This window comes from Litchfieldia alkalitelluris (genome assembly GCF_002019645.1).
In the GTDB taxonomy this organism is placed as follows: Bacteria; Bacillota; Bacilli; order Bacillales; family Bacillaceae_L; genus Litchfieldia; species Litchfieldia alkalitelluris.
Genome location: NZ_KV917374.1, coordinates 993,241 through 1,018,364, shown reverse-complemented (window position 1 = coordinate 1,018,364; position 25,124 = coordinate 993,241). Strand labels below are relative to the sequence as shown.

At 37.6% G+C, this 25,124-nt stretch carries 25 protein-coding genes; 3 read left to right on the top strand and 22 right to left on the bottom strand.

Annotated features, from left to right (window positions below; genetic code table 11):
* Positions 1–9: 9 nt before the first annotated feature.
* Both fliD and flaG read right to left on the bottom strand, forming a co-directional pair.
* Positions 10–2,082, bottom strand: coding sequence for a flagellar filament capping protein FliD (gene fliD / locus BK579_RS04645; RefSeq protein WP_235848341.1), 2,073 nt, complete (start codon positions 2,080–2,082; stop codon positions 10–12).
* A 15-nt stretch (positions 2,083–2,097) separates the two neighbouring features.
* Positions 2,098–2,469 carry a flagellar protein FlaG gene (gene flaG, locus BK579_RS04640; RefSeq protein WP_078543856.1) on the bottom strand — a complete coding sequence of 124 codons (372 nt, stop codon included), beginning with the start codon at positions 2,467–2,469 and terminating at the stop codon, positions 2,098–2,100.
* A gap of 141 nt (positions 2,470–2,610) precedes the next feature.
* Between flaG and BK579_RS04635 the strand changes: the two genes are divergently transcribed.
* Entirely contained in the window at positions 2,611–3,468 is an 858-nt protein-coding gene (locus BK579_RS04635) for a DNA endonuclease (RefSeq protein WP_204524679.1), read from the top strand.
* A gap of 396 nt (positions 3,469–3,864) precedes the next feature.
* Here BK579_RS04635 and BK579_RS27010 read toward each other — a convergent pair whose 3' ends face one another.
* The 19 genes from BK579_RS27010 to BK579_RS04540 all read right to left on the bottom strand — a co-directional run bounded on the left by BK579_RS27010 (position 3,865) and on the right by BK579_RS04540 (position 19,966).
* Complete coding sequence (locus BK579_RS27010; protein ID WP_407936239.1) at positions 3,865–4,101, bottom strand: flagellin; 237 nt, start codon at positions 4,099–4,101, stop codon at positions 3,865–3,867.
* Between the two features lie 228 nt (positions 4,102–4,329).
* On the bottom strand, positions 4,330–5,688 hold the full coding sequence (locus BK579_RS26910) for a flagellin N-terminal helical domain-containing protein (protein WP_078543852.1): 1,359 nt from the start codon (positions 5,686–5,688) through the stop codon (positions 4,330–4,332).
* Positions 5,689–5,884: 196 nt separating this feature from the next.
* A complete protein-coding gene (csrA, locus tag BK579_RS04620; protein ID WP_078543851.1) occupies positions 5,885–6,118 on the bottom strand; it encodes a carbon storage regulator CsrA in 234 nt (77 codons plus the stop codon).
* Positions 6,118–6,564 (bottom strand): flagellar assembly protein FliW, encoded by a 447-nt coding sequence (fliW, locus tag BK579_RS04615; protein ID WP_078543850.1) that lies wholly within the window; start codon positions 6,562–6,564, stop codon positions 6,118–6,120. Before fliW ends, csrA begins: the two co-directional genes overlap by 1 nt.
* A 16-nt stretch (positions 6,565–6,580) precedes the next feature.
* Positions 6,581–7,171, bottom strand: coding sequence for a DUF6470 family protein (locus BK579_RS04610; protein WP_078543849.1), 591 nt, complete (start codon positions 7,169–7,171; stop codon positions 6,581–6,583).
* A 91-nt stretch (positions 7,172–7,262) separates the two neighbouring features.
* On the bottom strand, positions 7,263–8,150 hold the full coding sequence (gene flgL / locus BK579_RS04605; protein ID WP_078543847.1) for a flagellar hook-associated protein FlgL: 888 nt from the start codon (positions 8,148–8,150) through the stop codon (positions 7,263–7,265).
* An 18-nt stretch (positions 8,151–8,168) separates the two neighbouring features.
* Positions 8,169–9,722, bottom strand: a complete 1,554-nt coding sequence (gene flgK, locus BK579_RS04600) for a flagellar hook-associated protein FlgK (RefSeq protein ID WP_078543846.1) — start codon at positions 9,720–9,722, stop codon at positions 8,169–8,171.
* Between the two features lie 8 nt (positions 9,723–9,730).
* On the bottom strand, positions 9,731–10,222 hold the full coding sequence (locus BK579_RS04595; RefSeq protein ID WP_078543845.1) for a flagellar protein FlgN: 492 nt from the start codon (positions 10,220–10,222) through the stop codon (positions 9,731–9,733).
* Between the two features lie 24 nt (positions 10,223–10,246).
* Positions 10,247–10,507 carry a flagellar biosynthesis anti-sigma factor FlgM gene (gene flgM, locus BK579_RS04590; RefSeq protein ID WP_078543844.1) on the bottom strand — a complete coding sequence of 87 codons (261 nt, stop codon included), beginning with the start codon at positions 10,505–10,507 and terminating at the stop codon, positions 10,247–10,249.
* Between the two features lie 28 nt (positions 10,508–10,535).
* Positions 10,536–10,952 carry a TIGR03826 family flagellar region protein gene (locus tag BK579_RS04585; RefSeq protein ID WP_078543842.1) on the bottom strand — a complete coding sequence of 139 codons (417 nt, stop codon included), beginning with the start codon at positions 10,950–10,952 and terminating at the stop codon, positions 10,536–10,538.
* A 69-nt stretch (positions 10,953–11,021) separates the two neighbouring features.
* Positions 11,022–11,726 carry a ComF family protein gene (locus BK579_RS04580; protein ID WP_078543841.1) on the bottom strand — a complete coding sequence of 235 codons (705 nt, stop codon included), beginning with the start codon at positions 11,724–11,726 and terminating at the stop codon, positions 11,022–11,024.
* Positions 11,727–11,735: 9 nt separating this feature from the next.
* Entirely contained in the window at positions 11,736–13,238 is a 1,503-nt protein-coding gene (locus BK579_RS04575; RefSeq protein WP_078543840.1) for an ATP-dependent helicase ComFA, read from the bottom strand.
* Positions 13,239–13,300: 62 nt separating this feature from the next.
* Entirely contained in the window at positions 13,301–14,143 is an 843-nt protein-coding gene (locus BK579_RS04570; RefSeq protein ID WP_078543838.1) for a DegV family protein, read from the bottom strand.
* A 342-nt stretch (positions 14,144–14,485) separates the two neighbouring features.
* Positions 14,486–14,953 (bottom strand): chemotaxis protein CheX, encoded by a 468-nt coding sequence (locus BK579_RS04565; protein WP_078543837.1) that lies wholly within the window; start codon positions 14,951–14,953, stop codon positions 14,486–14,488.
* Positions 14,954–15,022: 69 nt separating this feature from the next.
* Positions 15,023–17,062: a response regulator transcription factor gene (locus BK579_RS26040; protein ID WP_204524677.1), complete on the bottom strand. Its 2,040-nt coding sequence runs from the start codon at positions 17,060–17,062 to the stop codon at positions 15,023–15,025.
* Between the two features lie 64 nt (positions 17,063–17,126).
* On the bottom strand, positions 17,127–17,462 hold the full coding sequence (locus BK579_RS04555) for an STAS domain-containing protein (protein WP_078543836.1): 336 nt from the start codon (positions 17,460–17,462) through the stop codon (positions 17,127–17,129).
* Positions 17,459–17,839, bottom strand: coding sequence for an ATP-binding protein (locus BK579_RS04550; RefSeq protein ID WP_204524676.1), 381 nt, complete (start codon positions 17,837–17,839; stop codon positions 17,459–17,461). The genes BK579_RS04555 and BK579_RS04550 overlap by 4 nt, the downstream gene beginning before the upstream one ends.
* Positions 17,840–18,066: 227 nt before the next feature.
* Positions 18,067–18,750 (bottom strand): response regulator, encoded by a 684-nt coding sequence (locus BK579_RS04545; protein WP_078543833.1) that lies wholly within the window; start codon positions 18,748–18,750, stop codon positions 18,067–18,069.
* 70 nt (positions 18,751–18,820) lie between these two features.
* Positions 18,821–19,966, bottom strand: a complete 1,146-nt coding sequence (locus BK579_RS04540; protein WP_078543831.1) for a sensor histidine kinase — start codon at positions 19,964–19,966, stop codon at positions 18,821–18,823.
* A gap of 271 nt (positions 19,967–20,237) precedes the next feature.
* Between BK579_RS04540 and BK579_RS04535 the strand changes: the two genes are divergently transcribed.
* The gene (locus BK579_RS04535) at positions 20,238–20,870 is read left to right on the top strand and encodes a YigZ family protein (protein ID WP_078543830.1); all 633 of its coding nucleotides are present in this window, start codon (positions 20,238–20,240) and stop codon (positions 20,868–20,870) included.
* Between the two features lie 107 nt (positions 20,871–20,977).
* Complete coding sequence (locus BK579_RS04530) at positions 20,978–22,021, top strand: LCP family protein (RefSeq protein WP_078543829.1); 1,044 nt, start codon at positions 20,978–20,980, stop codon at positions 22,019–22,021.
* 1,141 nt (positions 22,022–23,162) lie between these two features.
* On the opposite strand, the gene BK579_RS04520 is transcribed toward BK579_RS04530, so the two are convergent.
* Positions 23,163–24,227, bottom strand: coding sequence for a glycosyltransferase family 4 protein (locus BK579_RS04520; protein ID WP_078550383.1), 1,065 nt, complete (start codon positions 24,225–24,227; stop codon positions 23,163–23,165).
* Positions 24,228–25,124 lie beyond the last annotated feature (897 nt).

Below are 25,124 nucleotides of genomic sequence, written 5' to 3'. Positions count from 1 at the left end.
CTTGTACTTTTAGTAGCTGAATTGTTGCATAAGATAATTGTATTGGTCGTTAGAACGTTGTAATGCTTTTTCCATAGCCGTGAATTGCTTCCAGTAACGGTCTTCGACTTGAATCATTCTTCGTTCAAATTTATTAATTTGGCTATCTACATTTAGTAGGTTTCGACCGATGGCGAATTGTTGGTTTGTTGAAAAAGCATTACCAGCTTTTTCTCTTAATTTTTCCATTGAAGCATTTACGGTATCTGTTAGTCTTTGCATAACTCCCATTTCGGAGGAGCCTGTCCCTGTTGCATTAAATAGCTTTTCAACTGAGGTAGGATCTTCTGCAATTGCCTTTTTCAGCTTTGCTTCATCAATCTGCAGCTTTCCGCCCTCCATATAGTTGGAAGTCGTAGTAATTCCAATGCTAGCAAGCTGACTAAGAGCCGAAGATACTTCTGCATTATTAACAGGGCTGTATAAGTCGTTTCTCATGGATGAAAGTAGTGAAGATAAAGTCGAATCTCTTCTAAGCAATCCGCTTTTTGCTTTTTCTTCCCATTGCTCTTGTTGCTTGTCTGATAAACTTTCACGTTCCTCATCAGTTAATGGATTGAAGTCACGATATTTTTCTTCAGAAATCTTCCCACTTATTTTTGAAATAAGTTCATTATATTTATCAACGAATCCTTTGATGTTTTCAAATACTTGATTTGTATCATTTGATACTGTAATTTGAACAGCTGTTTCCGCTGTATACGAAAACAGATTTTTTAAGGTAAAGGTAACTCCACTCATTTCAAAAGTGTTTGATGGACGACTTGTTACTATACCGTTGATTTTAAATTCCGCATTTGTTCCACCAGCTTCTGTAACACCACCGAATTTAAGAGTTTCGTTGATAAAAACCCCGCTCGTCCTTATCTCATCTTCACCATTAGTGTCAAAATGTCCTGTTTCTTTTCTCGTTAAGGTCATTTTATCAGAAGTTGAATCATAAAAAGCGGTTACCCCAACAGCAGAGTTATTTACCTTTGAGATCATTGAATCAAGTGATTCATTTCCTTGTAAAATGAAACTCTCATGTTTTGCTCCAGTAGAAGTACTAGTGTCCAATGCAAAAGTTGTGTAATTTTGATTGTAAGTGATATTAAGTTTTGAACCAGCTGCAAACTCTTTACTACTAAAAGAGATCTGACCTGATTCTGTTTTCAATTCCCCAACTTTAGTACTTGAAGAGTCTAGGATATCCATGTTTCCATCAGCATTTAAGGCAACTGAATAAGTCTCTACTGTATCCCCAGTTGTCACAGTAAACTGGTTACCAATAACCGTATTAATGGACCCTTTCGCCAGTTGGAAGGTTTTTGTTGCAGTTGCTGATGATATCTCTTGGGATTTTTGAGTTGTAATATAATCTACCTTTACTGTACTATCCTTTGCAATGTTGTCTTTAAATGTTAGATTACCATCTGTCCCGACTAACACTTGACCAGCTGCTGGTGTCCCTGAGTCGATTACTTTATAGGCAGTGCCATTAACTTTTACACTCCAGGACAAAGTATCTTCGAAGGTTGCTCCTGTTACACCTAGGTTTACTACATTTGTTTCTGTAGAAACTTTTACATCTTTTGTTTCAACTACTCCTACTTTCCAAGGTGAATTAGTATTATTCAAAAAAGAGTCCTGCTGATTAAAGAGACCCTTTGTCCGATCTAATGTTTTACCGGACAGAGTAGAAAGTGCTGGATTATTAGGGTCATCTGGAGTACCTTTCGTTGCTGCACTTGCAAGCCTAGTAACTTTTTCAATAGAGTACGAAGCTTGAGATGCAGCGCTTGTAGCAGTCGCTGACACTAAATCACTATTTGTGGATGTAGTCGTTCTCGCTCTATATTTTGTAGACAATCTCATATTTGTTAATTCAGATCTGAAATCTAATAATAGGGTATTCATCGCACGATAATCGCTTCTCTGCCATTCTAGCACTTGTTTCTTCTGTTTTAATTTATCTAAAGGCATGCGCTCTGCCTTCATTAAATCCTTAATTATCGTCTCTGTATCCATACCACTGGCTAAACCGCCTATTCTCATGTTCATACTTAGAACACCACCTTAAATCTTCTTATCTACTGCTACTCCAACAAATTCGGTCATCGCTGCATATATATCAAGTATCTTCTTTGAAGGGATTTCTCTAACTACCTCTTGGGTTTTATCATCCACCACAGTGACATAGTATTCATTAAGTTCATCATGTAATTGGAATTTTAGTGACGTGTGGCTTATTGATAAAAACTTGTTCATATTAGTAACAACATCTTCTAATTCAGTTTTCGAAATTGAAGTTGTTTCATTAGGTTGTTGAGTTTGTATCTGCGATAGAAATTCTTTAGCAATATCTGTCTTCTTATTAGTAGACTCTACTTTTGACATTTCATAACTATTGCTGACAACACCATTACCTGATACTTGATTAACCGACATATTGTTTTCCTCCCCGAAAAACATAGCTTTACTAGTTATATCGGTTAAAACACTAAAATATTTACTTTTTTTATTATTGAATATAACCTATAATTATAATAGGAACGCATGTTCCCTCAACTATCCTGGGAGGGTTTTAAATTGCAGTATTTTGAAAAACTTACAGATTTACAGCAGAATGTGCTTGTAGCAAGTATTATCGAGGATGGTGAAATTACTAATCTATACAGTGGAAGTCGAAGGAAAAATAATAGCTACCGAGAACACTATGGTAAGAAACAAGAACAATACAGAGTGTGGAAAATGGAATTTCTACCAGAAATATTCTATCTTACGGAAAAAAGTAGTACTTTACGCTCAAAGTCTCTTCCACTATTTACTGAGTTATACCCTCATTTTTATAATGAAAAAGGTTTAAAGAAAATACCGGTACAACTTTCTAATTACATAACATCCCCTATCTTTTTGGCAATTGTTTATATGGATGATGGTACACTCTCAATAAGTAAACAAGTGAATCATTTAAAACAGCTATTATACGTTACTCCAACTATAAATCTTTACCTTCAAAACTATCCACAACATGAACTTCACCAATTAAAAGCACATATAGAGAAACAGTTTAACATTAGTTTCTCTTTAAATAAACGCAAAGATAGTTTCGATTTCATTCTCCGTTTAACATCAACTAAAAATACTTATTTGTTTTTGGATTTAATAAAAGAATTTACCAAAGATTGCCCTAGTATGTATTACAAAACGAATTGGGAATGGAGATTAGCAGAGGAGATACGGAAACTTAAAAACCATTATCCCGATTATGAAGTACTAGATTCTAACCCAAATAGATTTAAGAACTACAGTCTGAATGAAATAAATCAATTAATAAGTTTAAAAAGGTCGGGAATAACAGATAAACAGATAGCTATTAAGTTACAGAGGTCTTATTGGTCAATTGACTATAAGTTAAAAGAAATAAGAAAAGATGGTCTCCTTTAAAGAGGACCATCTTTTTTCTAAAATTAACGAAGAAGTTGAAGAACTCCTTGTGGTTGTTGGTTCGCTTGCTTTGCGACTGCACCTTTCAGTATCAGAATAGACTATATCTTCACCCTATTTTATGTAGGGGCTGGGCACTTCGAACAGCATTTGCTGCCCTACGAGATTCATAGCCATAGCATTTGCCTTAGACCGTGTTCTCTAGTCGTTGAACCTTCTCCAGAGTTTCCTCACAGGAGCTTGGCTGCTGATTATCCATTGTTCCATCTTCATCATTTTCAAACCTTCACGCCTACCGTTTCTGGTTACGTTTTGGTTGATGAAGCTTTAGGAAGTTCCAGCAATTCACCCAGTTATACTCTAGCTCGTTACCAAGCTAGACGCCCTATAATCAAATTATCTCAATAGCTGTAAAACACCTTGAGGTATTTGACTGGATTGAGCCAACATTGCTTGTGCTGCTTGAGAAAGAATAGAATTCTTTGTTTGAGTCATCATTTCTTTCGCCATCGTGCGAACATTTACTTTCATAAATGACCAGACTATATCTTCACCCTCTAGCAATCTAGTAGGGGTCGGGCACTTCGGATTCACAATGCTGATGACCATTGTTTCTCCTATGGATTTCATCATCATAGCTTTCACCTTAGATGGTATATCCTAGTCGTTGAACCTTCTCCACTCTTTCGAGACAGGAGCTTGGCTGCTGATTGCCCAAATCTTTCTTCTTTTTAACCCTTCACGTTTGTCGTTTCCAACTCCGTTGTGGTGAAGAAAGCTCTAAAGGGGTTTCCAGCAATTCACCCGATAATGATCTCTAGCCGTTACCAGCTAGGACGACTGTGCTTGTTACTGCTTTTATTAAGCAGCCAAAGCATAATCAACGTCACGAACACGTGATTCTGCAGCTGTTAGATTTTCAGAAGAAGTATTTAAGTTGTTGATAGTATGCTCTAAACGGTTTTGGTAAGCTCCTAGTTCTGAACGTTGCCCAGAAACTGTCTTAATTGCCGCATCGATTGAAGTAATTGCAGTGTTAGCTGCTGCTTGACTTGACACGTCAATACCAGTAACTGGTGTAGTTGCGCCTTCTACTCTACCTGAAATATCAAAACTACCTGTTCCAGAACCAGTAGCAGTTGCACCTGATATAGCTAAGCCAGCATATGTTTTTGTAGCTGACCCTGCTTGAACTGTAGCAGTTCCATCTCCATTTACATTAAATACTGTTGCATCATCTCCTGCCCCCACAGTAACTGTTCCACCATAAGTAGTCGTTCCAGCTTGATCAAATGCAAAATCCGCACCAGCAACTCCTGAACTTAGTGCTTGTCCGTTCGTCGCAGTAGCATCGTAAACAAAAGTATCACCATTTGTGTTTGTTAGAGTAATTTGTTTTGAAGTAACGTCAGATACAGACCACCCCGCTGAAGCAGAACCACCAATAGCAACTTCAGCTGCTTGAATATCTCCATCAGCACCACCATCATCAGTCCATGTTAGATTAAGTTGTGCATATTGATTATTTACTGTCGAACTAGTGATATTAGCATCGGCAGAAGTATATGCAGTTGTAGAAGTAACACTAGAAGTATCTACAGCAACATCAGTTGCATCTGCACCTGCATAAGTTCCTACTGCTATAGTTAAGGCTGTAGCATCACCGGTTTTATCTGTTACCGAACCACCAGTATACGTTGTTGCACCACCAGTTCCCACTTGTAACGTTGCTGCATCCATTGCATCAATTGAAATTGAAATGTTCTGTCCTGCATTAGAACCAATTTGGAATTTACCACTGAAATTACCATCTAAAAGATTTTGAGTATTAAATTCTGTATTTTTAGCTATACGAGTAACTTCTTCAGCTAATTGAGTTACTTCTTTTTGAATTTCTAGTCTATCGTCATTAGTGTTTGTATCATTTGAAGATTGTACAGCTAATTCTCGCATACGTTGAAGGATATCATGTGTTTCGTTTAAAGCACCTTCACCAGTTTGAATTAATGAAATACCATCTTGTGCGTTACGTGATGCTTGGTCCAACCCACGAATTTGCCCACGCATTTTTTCTGAAATTGCAAGACCTGCAGCATCATCACCTGCACGGTTAATACGAAGACCAGAAGATAACTTTTCCATTGATTTTGCTTGACCAGCAGAAGCACTGTTCAATTGACGGTGCGTATTTAACGCCGCAATATTATGATTAATTCTCATTATAAATTTCCTCCTTGAAATTTGTTTTTTTCTACCCCACATCCTTGTGGAGTATCTATTCAAATAGTGCCGAAGTCGGCCGCCTCAGGAACTATTTGTATTTACATTCTATATATCGACTTATTATTACAAGAGTTTAATAGTTTTTTATTTTCTTTTTAATTTTTTCTCTAAGAGAAAAAGCCTAAACTAGTGGTTAAGGCTTTAAATTCAATGAACTATTCAATTGCTTCAACAAATCAACCGAGCCTTTTGTAGCTTGACTATTTTCATTCTGAATCGACAAATATACTTCTTTCCGATGAATCTCGACATTCTTAGGAGCATTGATTCCAAGCTTGATTTGATCACCACTGACTGATAAAACAGTAATTTCTATATGATCACCAATTTGAATAGATTCATTTGCTTTCCGAGTAAGTACCAACATTACTTCAAACCCCCTACAACATTCTGTTCAACTAAGTAGTGTTTTGTTGTATAAGAGGTGTTACTCAAAATTACTTGTCTTCCTTGCCTTTGCTTTTCATTCAAAATAACTGGTGCTTGAAGATTACATGTTGTTTTTTCAAATGGATCTTGAACGGTTAATATTGAATAAATTACTACATCATTTTCAGACTCAATTTCAAGCTCTTCTACTACATGTTCAGGTAACTCAATATCATAGTCTTTGAAAAAGTTAAACGGGTTGGTCAACACAAATCCTAGTTCTTCAGTATTCAACGATTGTAGAATCATAAACAAGCTATCGTCAGTAAATGGTAATAATACAAACTGCTTTTCTTCTAAAAACCCAGGAATTCCATGTTCAAACCTAAACACATCTTTCTCATCTATCTCAACTTCACCATGATATTTAGTTTGTATCTTCATTAAAACCACAACCTATCTAAATTTCTTGTTCATAGTTTATCCCAACATACCTCAAATTAGCAAAATCTACCTTTAAGGACTGATGCTGAGCTAAGTTAACCTCAACCTTCGCTGGTGTGTAATCTATATTCAAACTATTTTCTTTCACATCAAACCTTGGTTGATTCACTTGCCAATCAATATTCACTTTACTAGGTTCATAACTCGTTTTTACACTAAAATGTGATGGAATCCATCCAATGTTAAATTCTTTCCACGGATTTTGACTGTTTACTTTGGCATGCTGAGGAATTGGATTTCCACCTTGTTCGATTTTCATCAAATCCATGCCCTCTTGAGCTCTTCGGGCAATTCCCTCTAGTACATCATTTCGGGCTTTATCGGTTTCATCTCTTGTTCTACGAAACATTGACTTAAGGTCCATATCTGCCCATGCTTCAGTTTGATCAATCGTTAACTTCGAGGGCGTTGTTTCAATCTTTAAATCTGCCTTTGGTTGCTCAATCAACACTTGGGCATTTTCTTGCTCCATTGATAGTTGTGAAGGTGTTGTTCTTAACTCTAATTTTGCATATTGAGATTCTAATCGTATTTGTGGAAAATTCAAATTCCCAACACCTCCTAGTAAAAAAAGCTATCATCTTCGTAACGGTTCCGTTAACTGGAAACGGAATCCGTTACTCATAATTGATAGCCTTTTATCTTAAAAAGTCCATTAACGTAGGCTGAATAATTCTCGACCCAACCCCTAATGCTGCACGATGCACACTTTCCTGAGTAGTTAAATCCATAATCACCTTCTCAAGCTCCGCATCTTCATTGTCTGAAATAATCCTAGTAGAAATAACAACCTGAGTATTTAATCGGTCTTCGATTAATTCCGCACGATTATACCTTGCACCTAAATCTGCTCGTAAAGTAGTCACATTAGAAGCATGTGCATCCATTGAATCTAAAAACCATGCAACATCTCCACCATTTTCAAGGGCATTAACTAAATTCTCAAGATCTGTAAACATATCATTTTCGCCAGTGCCTTTAAACAGCTTTTCCCCATCAACATTGGTATTTAGCTTCACACCTTTAGAAACATCAATATTCACCGAGAAGTTATTATCTGCCCACTTTCGCGGAGGATTCGCATCTAAGTCAATCGGAGCAACCGTTGTGTTTGTTCCATTGAATAAATATTTATTCCCAACCTTCATGTTGCCAATATTACCGATATGTTCTTTAATTTGGTTGATTTCCGCTGAAATAGCCTTTAAATCATCACCACTATTCGTTCCATTACTCGCCTGCACCGTTAATTCTCTTACCCGCTGCAACGCTGTTGTCATATCATCAAGTGCTGAATCACTCGATTCCATCCAGTTATAGACTTCTGATAGATTACGTTGATATTGCTCAATCTCCGTTAGATCAGTACGATATCTCATTCCTTTAATCGCAACAACAGGGTCATCAGAAGGCTTGTTGATTTTTTTACCAGTTGATAGTTGGTCTTGGTATTTGCCCATATTTGAATAGCTTTGGCTTAAGTTTTTAAGCATGTTACCTGTTAGCATTGATTGTGTTACGCGCATGTTTTAGTCCCTACCTTCCTACACACCCATTCGATTGATAATCGTATCAAGCATTTCATCCACCATCGTTAAGTTACGAGCTGATGCGTTGTATGCATGTTGGAATTTAATCATATTGGTCATTTCTTCATCAAGTGACACGCCACTTACTGATTGACGTCTTGTTTCAACCGATTCACGAAGTACGTTTGAGTTGGTTTTTAAACGAGTTGCTTCTTGTGAATCGACACCCATTTTACCAATCAACGCTTCATAGAATGATTGAACCGTTCCAGCATTAATTGGGAAGTTACCTTGAACTGTGGCAAAGTTCGTGCTTTTCACGTTCGCTAAGTTCAATGCATTTTCACCATTTCCTGCTTGGCCAGCAACTGTGGAAGCAGCGATATTGTTTAGACTTGCCTCAATATCAGCAGATAGCTTGATACTTGAAGCAGCACCTTTATATACATCTTGTAAATTATCTAAGCCAGCAAAGAATGCTTTGCCGTCAACACTTTCAGCACCTGCAGCAGGTAGTGTGAATCCATCCTCGTGTACGTTATTAAATTGAGTCGCAAAGGTGTACGCCATTTTGTCCAAGCTATCTAGCATTTCAGGATAAAGTCCTTTTACTTGCCCATTGTCAACATAACCATATGTATCAATTAATCCTTTTAGCGTTCCTGTATCCTTTAGTGCTAGAGAAACTCCGCCAACTCTAATTTTTTCAATTGGTCCTGTTGGAAGCTCGTCTAATCCATCACCATCAATATCATTTCCTGGTGTAACAGATACATGATTAAACGTTTTCCCTGTAATTAATGAAACAGATTGTCCATTTTTATCAACAATCGAAACATTTACCATACCTTCAGCAATTCCAGATGCATTTCCCGTTGGTTTCACATTCTCTACCTTAATATCTACAAATTGAGAAAGCTGATCTAGTAATTTGTCACGAGCATCATATAAATCATTCGGTAAATAACCATTTGGCTCAACTTCAGAGATTTGCTTATTTAAATCAGCAATTTGCCTTGAAATCGAATTAATAGATTTCAGACTCACACTGATTTCATGTCCAATATCGTCTTGAACAGTTGTTAATGACCTTGATAAATAATGAAACGTCTCAACAACCGCTTCTCCACGTTGTTTCACAACTGAACGTGCCCCTGAATCCTCGGGATTAACTGCTAAATCTTGAAGTGACTGCCAAAAGCGATCCATCGTTTTAGATAAGCCATTTTCAGATGGTTCGTTCATGACTTCTTCCATTTTACCAAGACCAGCTGCACGAGAATCCCAGTATCCTAGTTTACTATTTTCTCCACGATACTGAACATCAAGGAAGGTTTCACGCACACGATAAATCGCACCAGCCTCAACTCCAGTGCCAAGATGACCAGGGATGATGTCTTGATTGATTCCAGAAGGAGGAAATGGAGCTGTCGCTTTAAAGTCTACTGCCTGACGTGTATATCCTTCTGTGTTTGCGTTTGAAATATTATGTCCTGTTGTATATAGTGCATTTTGCTGTGCGACCATTCCACGTCGAGCTGTTTCTAATCCATGAAAAGTAGACATGATTATCCTCCTTATGCTTTCGAATCAAACATTGATCTTCGTTGTTGTTTGTTAGCCTGTGTACCAGTTGGGTTCCCGTAGTTGACATCCTTTTCTCTCGGTAAAATCATATCAAGCGTCATATTAATTGACTGTAATGATTGAGAGGTTAACTGTTGATTTAATTCGTTTTGTTGCTTTAATTTCAGCATCTCTTCAACGAGCTGATGCTGCAGCTCCGTCAACTTTGACTTTTCAGGTTCATTTATACATTCAATATATGATGATAAAGTTTGCTCACCGTTAATTCCAAAACGTTGAAATTCTAGCTTCATTCGCTCTACACGTTCATTTTCAAGCTGCCTGATGGCTAAAATATATTTTTGTTCTTCCTTCAGATGCTCATCAAGGGCAGGAATGTCGCCATTTTTTAGTATGTCAGTTTTCTTCAAAGCAAGCTGATTTAAAGCAGAATGTAAGGTGTACAGCTTTCTTAATAGATCGATGATGATAGTTGTTGACAATCCAAACCCTCCTTATCTTTTGTTTTATGATTGGTTATAGTAGTCTAAAACACTTTTGGCAACTTTCTTTGCGTCCACTGTGTACGTTCCACTTTGTACCTGGTGCTTCAATGCTTCAACCTTTTCTTCACGTTCTTGTGTGATTGGTGATTTTTCTTGTAGCTGCTTTGCCTCATTAGAAATCTCTAACCGATCTTGTTGAGCTTTCTTTTCTAATGGAGCCATTTTATTCATTTGCTTTTTATAAGGATTAATTCCAGTTAGATTTGTTTGATTAATCTTCATAAGCACTCTCCGTTCCACATCTATTAAATTATCGGCCTGTATAATAGGTTGTTCCCTTTTTTTCTAACTCTCTTTTTAGCTGTGCTCGCTTTTCTTCTTCCCGCTCATGTTGTGATAATTGCTTCCTTAAGCCACCTGCACAGTCTCCACAAAGCTTACCTTCACGAATGAATGTTCCGCATTTCTGACAAGGATACCCGATATTAGGAAAATGTGCTAAATTTAATCGTCCTGTGCGGATAAAGCGATAAATAAGATCTTCATTCACACCTGTCCCAGCGACAACTTCTTTTACTGTTGCTGTACGGTTTTCTCTTTTACGAATAAATTCATATACGGTTGTGAATGACTTTTCTTCTTCTTTATAACAACCATCACACACTTCACGAATTGTATTTTTCAAAAATAAAGTCCCACATTTAGGACAATTTGCTAATTCGGACATACTTATTCTCCTCTGTAATTCTTCTTACTTTTATTATCGGTCTTTTTTTCATATAGTTTAACAAAATCTTTAAGATCTGACTAATGTAAGTGAGGACACGGAAGAAGCGCTCGCAGCAAGGATAACCTCTGCTGCATTTCGGATCGTCGAGCCGGTTGTATAGATATCATCAACAATGACCACAGATTTCCCTGATAAATCAATCGGTTCAAGCAACATAAATGGATTTTCAGCTTCCATCCGTTTGGTGCGGGATTTTTTCGATTGCTTTTCATGATGTTTTCGGGTCAACAACTCTTGAGGTGTTCCTAGAAATGTAGCAAACGCAAGTGATTGGTTAAAGCCTCGTTCATACAAACGCTCGTTACTTAAGGGAATAGGAACAATCATATCTGTTGGGGTGAAAAAGGCTTTGTAGGTTTTTACGAGGTCCTTGCGAAATGCTTCGCAAAGCTTATAGTCACCGCGAAATTTGTAGGTGGCTAATACACTTTTAATAAAATCATTATACACGTAAACAGATCGGTTTGAAGATAGTGTATGTGACCATCTTGGATCCTGTTGCCAACGAACACAATCTAAGCACGTATCACCTTCAAGATATTCTGGCTTCACAGCTGATAATGGCCGTCCACACTTCCTACAGATGTCTCCCTCAATTCTTTCGAGTGAGGCTCGACATTCCTGACATAATGAACTCTGCTCTCCAATAAAAAATAAAGAACTCCACGACTCATGGGTATACTGTTCAAAACAAATGGTGCAATAAGCCATAACTTATTTTCATCCTTTCAATAAATTTCGCGCTCGCCCTTCTTTGTTCATCTGTTCAATATGCTTTTTCGCAGCAATCATGCTAGCGGTTTTGCCGTAATGATAAAAGAGAATTTCTCCTGTTGGAAAATCAGCACTCCTTCCAACTCTTCCACTAATTTGGACAAGCGCACTTTCGGTGAAAATGGCATCTTCTGCTCCGAGGACTGCTACATCAATATTAGGAACGGTCACTCCCCGTTCGAGAATGGTTGTTGTAATCAATATAGGAATCTCACCACGCCTAAAAGCGGCAACCTTTTCTTTTCGTTGCACATCCTCTGAATGCACGGCTTCAATTCGTTGATTTAGTTGCTTTAACAACATTGCATACTTCTCTGCTTCTTGAATATGAGGAACAAATAGAAAAACCTGTTTCTTGCTAGCAAGGTGGGATTTTAACCAATGAAGAACAACTGTAGGGATTTTCTTTTTCCGGAGTAGCTTCTGCCAATTTCCACACCATTTCAACGTTGGAATCGGTAAAGGGTGTTTGTGGTAGCGTGCGGGGATTTTAATTGCCTGTCGTTTGCCTTGATGTACTTGCTTTTGCCATGCTTTACTCGGTGTGGCTGATAAATAGATCGTACTGGACATCTCCTTTTTCGCCTGCTCGACCGCATATTCGAGCATCGGTTCGGAGGAATATGGAAAGGCATCTACTTCATCGATGATGATCACATCAAAAGCACGATAAAAACGGAGCAGCTGATGTGTTGTGGCTAACGTAATCGGAGCATATTTGTGTCGGTCCTCACTTCCTCCATAAAGTGCAATCACATCAATCCCTGGAAATGCGGCCTTAATTCTCGGAGCAAGCTCGATGACGACATCTGTTCGAGGTGTGGCTAAACACACCCGCTTACCAGCAGCAAGGGCTGTTTCAATTCCTGAAAAAAGCACTTCCGTTTTGCCCGCCCCACATACCGCCCACACTAAAATCTGTTGCTGTGAATTAACGGCTGTAACGACTTCATCAGAAGCTACTCGTTGAGCCTCAGATAATTGACCACTCCAGCTTAAAATTTGTTCTGGACGATGAATTTCCTTTTCTGGACCAATCCATGATATTAATGGCGTACACTGACTAACTCTCCCCATCATAATACATTTCCGACAATACCAGCACCTACTCTTGCATCTCGCACAATCGAAGGCTGCAAACAACTGTAGTTGATGATTGCCACATCGATAACAAGTGAGTGACTTTCCAGACGAAACACCCACTCGGTAGCTAATATATCCTTGTTCATAATGCGATTGTAACATTTCAATTGAATAGGGAATTTCATCGAGAAGTAATTGCTTTCCTTGGAGATGGGTTTGAAGGTCTTTTGAAAAGGGAAACTGAGGATTGTAGATTGTCGAGTGTTCAAGCTGCGGAAAATAACTAATCGGGTATAGCTGTTGACTTGATAAATCTGTTAGAAGCATTTCTGGAATAAGTAACGAGTTCTTTTGACAGAATCGCATGAAAATCCTCCTTTTAATAGGATATATGAAAAGCGCTGCAACGAAGCAGCGCTGTAAAACCATTATTTTATATACCAACCCATCCCCATTGCACCTTCACCAAGATGAGTGCCAATTACAGGACCAAAATAGCTGATAATAAATTCAACATGAGGATATTTTTCACTCATTTCAGCTACTAGTTGCTCTGCTTCTTCGGGACGATTCGCATGAATAATCGATGCGACCATTGGTACACCTTTGTTGGCATCTTCAGCAAACAATTCAAAAATTCGATTTAGTGCCTTTTTACGAGTTCTTATTTTTTCAAATGGAACAATGACCTTATCAACGAAATGTAAGACTGGTTTCACTTGAAGTAAGCTCCCCACAAACGCCTGAGCTCCGCTTAAACGTCCTCCTCGTTGAAGATGTGATAAATCATCCACCATGATATAAGCACGGATCGATTTTTTCATTTCTTGAAGTCTGTCCATAATTTCTTCAGGTGATTTATAATCATTGGCCATCTCAGCAGCTTCAAGCACATAAAACCCTTGAATGATTGCGCTGATTTCAGAATCAAACGCATACACCTTGATTCCCTCTACCATTTCTCCGGCTGCAACTGCTCCTTGATAGGTTCCACTGATCCCACTTGATAGATGAATACAAACGACAGCATCATAATCTTTTGCTAAGTTTTCAAATAGCTCAACAAACTCACCAATGGGTGGCTGTGAAGTGGTTGGTAGGTTTGGTTTTGTTTTTACTTCCTCATAAAACTGTTCTGCGGTGATTTCTACTTCTTCCGCATATGTTTCTTGCCCAAAAATAACACTAAGTGGAATCATGTTTATATGTAATTGCTCTCGTATTTGTTTCGGTATGTAAGCTGTACTGTCAGTTACAATTGCCGTTTTCATATATGCGTTAACCATCCTTATTTTAAAGTTTGTTTCGATATACTTTATGTCACTTTTTCTAGTTTTAAGACTAGTTTGTCTTAGACACATAAAATCATCCACAACTTGTTAGTTTCATTTTAAAACAAGAATGAAAAATTTGCACCCTTTTGTTCACAAAATCTACCTGAAAAGCGGAAGCGCCTTGATCAGACCCGAAAAGAGATGGAGGACCCTGACTAGGAAGCTTGCTTCCGTCGGAGGGGTCTGAAGCTCTCGAGGGGCTAGGCGCTGGAGCTAGACACCATAACTCCGTTAAAATTTTAATACATATAAAAACCTCTCTTTTATTCGTAGAGAGGCTTAATACACAACCATTAATATAACATCTAACTGAACACCATGTGCATCATATGTTAGCTCCACACCTAATGCTTGTTCATGATGAGCAACATTAAAGATGTCGCTTTGAAAAAGCTCAGGTGATGTGATATCTGTTTTTAACGATAATTTAGTTAAATTTGTAGAAAGAGTCCCTGCAATCATATTACCTACTTCACCCGTGAATGATGTGAGCATTTCTCCATCTAGTCTCATTCCATACAGCATTTCTGCGATCGATGAAAAGGTATCTTTTTCTCCTTTTAAAAAAAGTAACCCCTTCATATCACCAGTAAAATGGACTGAAACTCCTAAGTCAATGGGAATAGCCGATTCAATCGATGGTGTGTGGTTAATAATCGGTTGAGCTGGGATGACGCTATTTATTGAATCAACTACTTCCTTAAGCAGTAATTGAAACGAAGGCTCTTTTATCGAGTGTACAGTCATACTCCTTGCATCCTCCCAGTATTCATAACAGTCCACTCATAAGCTTTATGCTAGTAAATTGAAAAGCCTTTATGAGTGGTACTTTATTTTATATATTTTCGCCATCGCTTGAACACGATCAACGACATCAAGCTTTCTAAAAATATTTGTTAAATGATTTTTTACGGTGTGAGTACTTATCGTCAATTCCTCGGCAACCTCTTGGTTATTTAAACCCTCAAGAATTAAATATAGTACCTGCTGCTCCCTAACCGTTAAAGGCAGTTGTTCAATTACACTTTTTATATCTTTGATATTTTCAATCACTTGTTGATCAATGATTGGCTCTTTTGTAAAAAGAGAATCTCTTTGCTGATTGTAAAATTCAAGATATTTTGCAATTAACTCTTTTGACAGTGACGGGTCATCTTCAAAACTAATTCCTTGTACACTTCTTCTAACCATACTCAAAATCTGACTTTCGATTTTATACTGACTATGAATTCGATTAGCCAGATTTTCTGTTTCAGAAATAATTGCTACAATCTCAATCTCGGTACTAGGTAGCTTACTCTTTAGAAACTTTGATTGATAACTACTTAGTCTCGACGCCCATTGAAGCTGATATTTTTGTTCACTATTTAATTCAATAAACGTAGCAAATGCTAGAGTACGCTCTTCGATTTGTTTAATGAACTGAAATTTACTTTGATCAATTTCTATGATATTTTCATACAAAAGCTCCATGATATTAACATGAGGTTCTCGACTATTTGTTTCATTGATTAATATCCGATCAATTCCAATCGGAACAAATAAATCAAAAAAGTGGTTGAGCTCTGAAACTTCGTCAATTTCCTTGATATACTTAAAAGTCAATACTCCAAAAACCTCATTTTCCCCGTGAAGCACTTTATGAATCACCCTTGTATCACTTTCTACTGTAACAGCTTCTAAGTTGCTAACCAAATTATGCAAACGTTGTTGTGTAAATTGTAAGTGATGGCATTCAATTTCTTCCACATAGCCACGTGCGAAAAATTGTCCGTCTCTAGTCGTTAAGCAAACGGATGAAATTAACTTTGAAGAGATACAGGTATCCAATAATTTATGAATAATACTTTGTGGATTTTTTGTATGAATCATGAGCACCAGAAAGTCGACAAGTAATTGATAATAGTGACTCTTGGTGTGTTGATCACGAATATTAGAATATACACTTTCACACAAAACAATATAATTAACATAATCTTTTACTACATGTAGGTCATCTTCCTCTATACCTTTACCATCATATTTTCCACCAAATACAATTCCTTCATAATGGGGGGCATTCAAGGGTAATGCGAAAAGGTGGTCCGGATATATTCCATGCTTAGTAAAAACCCCTGCTCTTGGGGAGTGTTTGATGTGCTCCCATCTTAAACATGTTCCTTCGGCAGCAACTTGTCCTAGGAATCCTTCGCCTACATAAAATCTTTCTCCTTCAAGTGTAGAAGCTTCTTGACCTAACATATGAGCAATCTCAAATAGATGACCATCTACCTTCTTCGCTACCCCAATAAAATCGAACCGGTAAAGAGTAGTTCTACACTCTTCTAATAACGTTAGTAGAATATGATCTTCGTGTTCTTTAGCAAAATCATGATTCATTAATTCATTAACAGTATCATATCTATCCTTAACATTACTTCGATTTACACGATTCGCAAGTAAGCAATGGGAAACACTCGTTAGATTCTCCACCTTGAACATGATCTCGGTAAAATTGATTTCACGATTAAATTCAAACGGACCTGCGACAATAAGATGCTGATTATCATCTCCTGTTATTAATAGAGGCGAAACAATATAGTTTGAACCAGTGTTTCGACTAGTTTCTACATGGATAACAGTCGGCTTTTTTAAATTATTTACATGTGCAGTCAGCTGTTTAACACTCTGTTCGTCATCCATCAACAAAATTTCCGCATCTTCCTTGTGCTTTACAATGACGTTTCCGAAACTGTCAATCAACATCAAATCACATTTTAATAGTGAATAATACGCTTGAAATAACTCTTTAAGCAGGTCTTTAGTAACATTCAACCAAACCACCTCAAAATCCTCGTTACTTTTTACCTTATTCATAATATCGACACTTCTCGACTAATGTTTATAAAATTCTAATTTTTATCTGATTTTTTTAGCCACATTACTTTGATAAAAAATACTGTTTTGCTTCTTGTAAGTTAGGGAGAAACTCCATGAATGTATCAAATTTAGCGATTTTAAATATCTCAGCTAGATCGTCACTTACACCAGTGACGACAAGCTCTTTTTGTAATTGCTTAGCTTTTAACGAAGCATCTGCAATCACTCCAAGAGCAGAGCTATTCAAATACGTTACATGTTCTAAACTAAGCACGAGGTTTTTTCCTGCTTGTTGTAAAAATGCTTGAGTTTCAACACGAAAAGAATCAATATTCTTAATCGTTATTTCTTTTTCTGTCTCTAAAATATCCATCTCATCTTTTTTATACCAAGTCACACGCCGTTCTCCTTTTCCTTTTTCATATAAAGCTCAATAAACTCTCCTTGTTCTCTAACTTCAACCTGATCCATTAAAGATACAATTAGCTTGAGGCCACGACCTCGCATCCCTGATTTAAGGTCATTTTCCTGCACAATCGGAAACACTGATCCTTTTTGCCTTACAATCAGTTCAAATGTAGAATTCGTTATATTCCAAATAACGATGTGTGAGTCTAACCCGTGTTTTGCACAGTATTCATACGCGTTAGTTGATGCTTCCTCGGTTACTAGTTGAAGCTTCATTACGATATTTTCAGAAAATCCACGTTCCCGAGCAAGTTGCTTTGTTCGATTCATTCCTTGCACAATATCATCTGTCGTTGCTATAGTCATTTCATATCTGTTCAATGATATTTCCCTCTTACTCCATTTTGTATTTCATTTCTAGATTAACATTAACACTTGTTTACTATTGTTACTTTCACTCATAAAAATAATCCCTTCCGCTCTCCTATATATTAATCGTCTAATTAATGAAATGTTTAATATATATAAAAAAATAGCACAGATTAGACTCTGTCCTATTTTTAAAAATATTCATATTATACTAGAATATATGATTATTTGACTAACACCCAGCCATTTTTGATTGCAACAACAACTGCTTGTGTCCGATCATTTACGTTCATCTTTTGAAGAATGTTACTCACATGATTTTTGACCGTTTTTTCACTAATATATAGTGCATCTCCAACCCCACGATTGCTTTTTCCATCTGCTAGAAGCTGAAGGACTTCGCATTCACGTCGAGTTAAAATATGCAGGGGTCTTCTAATTTCCGGCTCTGCAACCGCTACTGCAGTAGCTTGTCCATTTTGAATCAGGCGGCGATATTCCTTCACTAAATTATGTGTGACCTTTGGATGAAGATATGAACCACCATCTGCAACCACCTTAACTGCCTCAACTAAAGAATCGGCATCCATTTCCTTCAATAAATACCCGCTAGCACCTGTCTTTAAGGCGTGTGTTACATAGCTCTCATCATCATGAATTGATAGAATAATAACTTTGGTTTCTGGATTGGCCTCAATCAATCTTCTAGTTGCTTCAATTCCATTTGTTTGAGGCATGTTGATGTCCATAATAACCACATCAGGCTTATGCTCTTCGATTAGTTCTAACGCTTCTTCCCCGTCATCACCTTCAGCAATCACTTCAAAGCTCGCTTCAAAATCTAAAATTCGTTTTACTCCTTCACGGAATAATTGATGATCATCAATAATAACAATAGTCGTTTTCATCCAAACGCCTCCCCTTTTTATTCTGACAATTCATTAAATGCTCGTCAATATGTCTTTGGTAATATTTTCATCAATCTTGTATAGGAACCTGAATCATAATGATCGTCCCTCCGCCAATGTTTGTGTCAATGGTCATATGTCCTTCTAAAAGCTCCACGCGCTCTCTCATCCCCATCAGTCCAAACGACTTCTCTTTCTTTTCATTGACATCAAAGCCTCTGCCATTATCCTTGATTATAACTGTAACATTCGTTTTTGCAATTTGAATTTTCACAAAAATTTCTTTTGCATTGGCATGTTTTAGTGCATTTTGAACAGCCTCTTGAACCAACCTGAACAAAGCTACCTCATATTTTAATAATAATCTTTTCTCTAATCCTAAATTTACAAATATGATTTTAGTACTATTGTTATACTCTTCGATTGTCTCTAAGTATTTTTTGAGGGTAGGAACTAATCCTAAATCATCAAGCGCCATCGGTCTTAGGTCATAGATGATCCGCCGAACTTCATACAACGCAGAACGAACCATGGTTCTTAAGTCGGATATTTCCTTCATTGCTTCCTCTGAACCTCTTTCACGAAACACCTTATCAATGAGCTGAGAACGCATCATTACATTGGCAAGCATTTGCGCTGGTCCATCATGTATCTCACGGGAAAGTCGCTTTCTTTCTTCTTCCTGAGCTTCAATGATCTTTAGGCCAAATTCTTGTTTTTGCTTCGCACTTTCAATAATTTCACCCATTTGTCTGATATCACTATTTAGATAATTCAAAACAACAGAAATCTGACTAACTAAATGATCGGCTCGATCAATCGTTTCTCTAACCCCAATCAAACGTCTTTCTATATCATCCCGTCGTTCTCTCAGTTGCTTTTCCTTTTGTTGAATCATCGTATATTGAATTTGTAATGCATGTGCTTTTTCATAAGCTTCACGGATTTGGTCTTCAGTAAATTCATTAAAATTACTGCTTACCTCCGATAAACGGTTACGCGCAAACCGAGACTGTACTTCTAATTTATCTCCTTCACTTATGACAGAAATAACTTGTTGCTTAATTTCCTTCAACTCATCTGCTAATGCTTCAAATTCTTGACGTGAATGCTCACCTATTTGAAAAATTTCATCCTTGCTATGATCCACAGTTTGTACCATTTTTTCGACAATCTTATCAACCATCTTTATGTCAATCATTCTTTTTGTAGGCATTATTTCCACTTCCAGTCAGAATTTGATGTATTTTGTTACTCATATGTAAATTCATGTTGCGTATAATGGTATATAGTCGTCAGGCTTGAACAATTTCTTTGTATTTATAGACAATAATAACAGTTATTTCTCCTATTATTTACAATTTATTCTTGTTATAGCAAAAACAAATGATTGCTGTAAAAATTATGTCGTTTTATAATAGGGGAATGGATAATTCTTGTGATATGTAATTTTTTACATTTCCCTGCATATTGGAGGTGTATTTTCGATGCTTTCTTCCTATTATACCGTAAAAGGTTATGGAGAACATGAACTAAATATACAAAAATCTCGTTTTATTGCATATATTTCTCGGGTAAATACAGAAGAAGAAGCACAAAGCTTTATTCAACAAATAAAAAAAATGCATCATTCTGCGAACCACAATTGCTCTGCCTATCTTATCGGAGAAAATGATCAAATCCAAAAAGCCAATGATGATGGTGAACCAAGTGGTACTGCTGGGGTTCCAATTCTCGAGGTGCTAAAGAAGAAGCGGCTAAAAGACACAGTTGTCGTAGTTACACGCTATTTTGGTGGGATAAAATTAGGTGCTGGCGGGCTAATTCGTGCATATGGCAAGTCAACTTCTGAGGGCTTACAGGCTACTGGTATTGTTGAACGCAAGCTGATGCGGATCATTCATACAACAATAGACTATACATGGCTCGGCAAGGTTGAAAATGAGCTTAGATCTTCTAAATACGAATTAAAAGACATTCACTACCTTGATGATGTGAAGGTTGATACGTATGTTGAGGAAGCAGAGACCGAAGCGTTTATGGATTGGATGACAGAGTTAACGAATGGTAAAAGCAAGATGACCATGGGCGATACCGTTTACTTAGAACATGACATATAGAGCTTTTACTAAAAAGCGAAAATGTATAAGAATGTAACAAACACAAAATATAATCGTCTAAAAATAATGTATAGAGAGAAAAACTATATTTCTGAGGAGAAATTTGAATGAAAAATAATCAAAGGCAACAATACTTGAAAAAGAAGCGCCGTAAACGTGTGATGCTTTGGATTATGGTTCCCTTTTTACTAATAGGACTTGGTATCGCAACATATGCAACCTATTTGTTCAATAAAGCTGCGTCTGCTGCAGAAACGTCACAAGAAACACTTGAACGTGGGGAAAAGTCAGAAAAACGTGAAATAGCAGTTAATCCAAAACATGACAATATATCTATTCTATTCATGGGAGTCGACGATAGTGCTAAGCGTGAGCTTGGTACAGCAACCAGAACAGATGCTTTAATTCTTGCAACATTAAATGAGCAAGAAAAGTCAGTTAAGATGGTGAGTATTCCTAGAGATTCTCTTGTTTATATTCCTTCAATGGGTAAAGAAGATAAAATCAACCATGCCTACTATAACGGTGCAGAAAGCACCATCGAAACAGTTGAAGAATTGTTTGATATCCCGGTTGATTACTTTGTGAAACTGAATTTCGAAGCCTTTATTGATGTTGTTGAAGCACTTGATGGTGTTTATGTAGATGTTCCTGTCTCTTTCAGTGAAATGGATAGCCAAGATCGTAAAAATGCCATTCAACTTGAGGAAGGTTTTCAGCTGTTAAACGGTGAAGAAGCATTAGCATTATCAAGAACACGAAAAATAGATAATGATATTGAACGTGGCAAAAGACAACAGCTAGTTCTTCAAGCAATCATCCAACGTGCTGCGTCTGTTGCATCTGTTTCTAAGTACGGTGGTGTCATTGACGCATTAGGAGACAATATTACAACTAACTTTAAGTTCGGCGAATTAATTGCATTACATGATTATGCTACAGAAGGGTCAAAGCTACAAATTGAGTCGTTCCATTTACAAGGTGCCGACCTTTGGACTCCAACGTATTATTACCAGCTTGATCAGGCAAATCTAGAAGAAATCTCTTCTACATTCCAAAATCACCTTCGCTTAAATTCCTTAGGTGAAAGAAATGAAAGTTCACTTGTTAATAGTGAAGATGAATTAGAGACTGAAAACCAGAACCAATAATATCATGATAAAAGGCGCTTATCCTCCCCGTTTAGGGGTTGGGAATGCGTCTTTTTTTGTGGGGGGAAAATCTCGTGATGTTGATTAGATGTGATGTAAGGCTGTGGTAAACCCATGGACAATGATAAAAAAAGCTGGGGCCTTGAGCAACTTCGGACAACTTCGATTGTGGTTGAGCTTAAGCTGTCCGAACCTTGAACCACTTCGGACAACTTCATGAGCCTTCGAGCAAAAGCTGTCCGAACCTTGGACGACTTCGGACAACTTCATGAGCCTCCGAGCAAAAGCTGTCCGAACCTTGGGCGACTTCGGACAACTTCATGAGCCTTCGAGCAAAAGCTGTCCGAACCTTGGGCCTCTTCGGACAACTTCGAGGGCCATCAAGCTAAAGCTGTCCGAACCTTGGACGACTTCGGATAACTTCAAGGGCCATTGAGCAAAAGCTGTCCGAACCTTGGGCATCTTCGGACAACTTCGAGGGCCTTCAAGCTTAAGCTGTCCGAACCTTGAGCGACTTCGGACAACTTCGAGGGCCTTCGAGCTAAAGCTGTCCGAACCTTTGCCCTCTTCGGACAACTTCGAGGGCCATCAAGCTAAAGCTGTCCGAACCTTGAGCAACTTCGGACAACTTCATGAGCCTTCGAACAAAAGCTGTCCGAACCTTGGACGACTTCGGACAACTTCATGAGCCTTCGAGCAAAAGCTGTCCGAACCTTGGGCCTCTTCGGACAACTTCGAGGGCCTTCAAGCAAAAGCTGTCCGAACCTTGAGCGACTTCGGACAACTTCGAGGGCCATCAAGCTAAAGCTGTCCGAACCTTTGCCCTCTTCGGATAACTTCAAGGGCCATTGAGCAAAAGCTGTCCGAACCTTGGGCATCTTCGGACAACTTCGAGGGCCTTCAAGCTTAAGCTGTCTGAACCTTGAGCGACTTCGGACAACTTCGAGGGCCTTCGAGCTAAAGCTGTCCGAACCTTTGCCCTCTTCGGACAACTTCGAGGGCCATCAAGCAAAATTTGTCCGAACCTTAAGCGACTTCGGACAACTTCATGAGCCTTCGAACAAAAGCTGTCCGAACCTTGGGCGACTTCGAACAACTTTGAGAGGAGCCTAAAAAAATAACCTGGAGAGCAATCTCCAGGTTACTTTTTGCCGTACGAATAGCGGATTCCACGTATGCCTCGTACTATTTTAATAATTGGCTTATATTGTTCTCCGACAAGCTCAATTTTTTCAACCACTAATTCAATCACTAGTAACAGAGCAAATACAACCATTAATGATCCCCATGTTGTTGCTTGAGAGAACACAACAGCAATTACTCCGAATAATGCGCTTATGCAATAGATAATCAGGACTGTCTTCTTGTGACCATAACCCAGGCGCAATAAACAGTGATGCAAGTGAGACTTGTCAGGTGCACCAATTGGCTGCTTATGAACAACTCGACGAATAATCGCAAAGATCGTATCAGAAATCGGAACGCCTAAAATAATGATTGGCACAATGAATGAAATAACAGCTACATTTTTAAATCCTAATAATGATAACACTGCAATCATATAACCTAAGAATAAAGCCCCTGTATCACCCATGAAAATTTTCGCTGGGTGGAAATTATAAATTAAAAATCCAAGTGTACTTCCTAATAAAATAAAGCCCATCGCTACAACAAAGCTATTACCCATGATAATCGCCATTCCTGAAATGGTAATTAGTGCAATAGACGATACTCCTGCAGCAAGACCATCAAGGCCATCTATCAGGTTAATTGCGTTCGTAATTCCAACAATCCATAATATCGTTAAAGGAATTGTAAACATTCCAAACTCAATTTGTCCACCAAACGGAAGGTTAATGAAGTCAATATCCACTCCATTTAAGATAACCACTAATGCTGCAATGACCTGACCAAGCAGTTTCCATCTAGCTGCTATATCGAACATATCATCAATCATACCTGTGATCACAATAATAAAACTTCCAATAAGAATTGGATATTTATATGGGCTTTCAGGCATTAATATAATAAAACCAATCACATAACTTATAAAGATTGCTAATCCACCAAGTCGAGGCATCACTGTTTGATGTACTTTTCGATTATTTGGTTGATCTGTTGCTCCAATTTTTAACGCCAACTTTTTTACAAGTGGTGTAACGAGGATCGAAGCTACAAAACATATAACTAATGTTACATAAAGCATTACATCAAGCATGTAAAAATCCTCCTCAACCTTACTGTATCCGATTCTATATTTTTCTACTTAGAATACTACTTAATATTTATTCGTAAATGTTTGGTAATTTTTTGTCGCTTTTAACATTTACATTTTTAATACACTACAAGTGATAATACCACAACAAGATAGATACTTAAACAGTATTTTTTTACAGTCCCAATTATTAGACGTATTAGTGGCAATTTAGTTTCATATTCCTGAATAAAATAATAAATATTAAACCTTAACAATACCTTAACATTTAAAAAGGTAAACACCTAAACAGAAAAAAGCCACACTATATTCCTAAACCGCTCCTTTTGAGGTGCTTTTTAAAAAATTGTTCCGCGCAATGACAGTCGTAATGGCACCTGAGTTTCTCTATCTGGAACCTACTTTGAATAAAACCTCACTCACAGGTAATACGGTTCATCGTAATCTTCTAAATAAGATGCCTTGTCCTAATCGGAGAAGCAGCTAAAGTAATATAAGCGGAGATTTTACGGTTACATGCAGAATGGAGCTTGTTTCGGGGGAAATTAGGGGAGTTTTTCCGCTTATGCACAGTAAAATCTCCCATTTTCTAGTCTTTCAAGTCAATAGGAGTAATTTCTCCGTCTATATCAGCTTTTTTTCATATTAATTACTAATTAAGTGGAATATTGAGACTGTCGATTAACTCACCATCTCGTTTAAAAACATGAACAACTTGGTTAAATTAAAGCAAATAATGCGTAAAAACAGGTGGAATATACATAAAATCAAGCCAAATAGGTCTATTATTTGAGAAATTCAACTTAACTAAATTTGCTTACCCTATTAATCGACAGTCTCATATTTCCGTCTATTTATGAGTTCTGGTGCTTAAGCCGATCTCCCAAC

Bases quoted from the DNA above. Each gene is read 5' to 3' on its own strand.
- BK579_RS27010 (WP_407936239.1), bottom strand. From the start codon at position 4,101: ATGATGAAATCCATAGGAGAAACAATGGTCATCAGCATTGTGAATCCG.
- csrA (WP_078543851.1), bottom strand. From the start codon at position 6,118: ATGTTGGTACTTACTCGGAAAGCAAATGAATCTATTCAAATTGGTGAT.
- BK579_RS04540 (WP_078543831.1), bottom strand. From the start codon at position 19,966: ATGCCTACAAAAAGAATGATTGACATAAAGATGGTTGATAAGATTGTC.
- BK579_RS26040 (WP_204524677.1), bottom strand. From the start codon at position 17,062: ATGAATAAGGTAAAAAGTAACGAGGATTTTGAGGTGGTTTGGTTGAAT.
- BK579_RS26910 (WP_078543852.1), bottom strand. From the start codon at position 5,688: ATGAGAATTAATCATAATATTGCGGCGTTAAATACGCACCGTCAATTG.
- BK579_RS04520 (WP_078550383.1), bottom strand. From the start codon at position 24,227: ATGCTTTATGTAACATTAGTTATATGTTTTGTAGCTTCGATCCTCGTT.
- BK579_RS04545 (WP_078543833.1), bottom strand. From the start codon at position 18,750: ATGAAAACGACTATTGTTATTATTGATGATCATCAATTATTCCGTGAA.
- flgL (WP_078543847.1), bottom strand. From the start codon at position 8,150: ATGCGCGTAACACAATCAATGCTAACAGGTAACATGCTTAAAAACTTA.
- flgM (WP_078543844.1), bottom strand. From the start codon at position 10,507: ATGAAGATTAATCAAACAAATCTAACTGGAATTAATCCTTATAAAAAG.
- BK579_RS04575 (WP_078543840.1), bottom strand. From the start codon at position 13,238: ATGCGATTCTGTCAAAAGAACTCGTTACTTATTCCAGAAATGCTTCTA.
- BK579_RS04570 (WP_078543838.1), bottom strand. From the start codon at position 14,143: ATGAAAACGGCAATTGTAACTGACAGTACAGCTTACATACCGAAACAA.
- BK579_RS04565 (WP_078543837.1), bottom strand. From the start codon at position 14,953: ATGACTGTACACTCGATAAAAGAGCCTTCGTTTCAATTACTGCTTAAG.
- BK579_RS04550 (WP_204524676.1), bottom strand. From the start codon at position 17,839: ATGACTATAGCAACGACAGATGATATTGTGCAAGGAATGAATCGAACA.
- BK579_RS04580 (WP_078543841.1), bottom strand. From the start codon at position 11,726: ATGGCTTATTGCACCATTTGTTTTGAACAGTATACCCATGAGTCGTGG.
- flaG (WP_078543856.1), bottom strand. From the start codon at position 2,469: ATGTCGGTTAATCAAGTATCAGGTAATGGTGTTGTCAGCAATAGTTAT.
- fliW (WP_078543850.1), bottom strand. From the start codon at position 6,564: ATGAAGATACAAACTAAATATCATGGTGAAGTTGAGATAGATGAGAAA.
- BK579_RS04585 (WP_078543842.1), bottom strand. From the start codon at position 10,952: ATGTCCGAATTAGCAAATTGTCCTAAATGTGGGACTTTATTTTTGAAA.
- BK579_RS04530 (WP_078543829.1), top strand. From the start codon at position 20,978: ATGAAAAATAATCAAAGGCAACAATACTTGAAAAAGAAGCGCCGTAAA.
- BK579_RS04535 (WP_078543830.1), top strand. From the start codon at position 20,238: ATGCTTTCTTCCTATTATACCGTAAAAGGTTATGGAGAACATGAACTA.
- fliD (WP_235848341.1), bottom strand. From the start codon at position 2,082: ATGAACATGAGAATAGGCGGTTTAGCCAGTGGTATGGATACAGAGACG.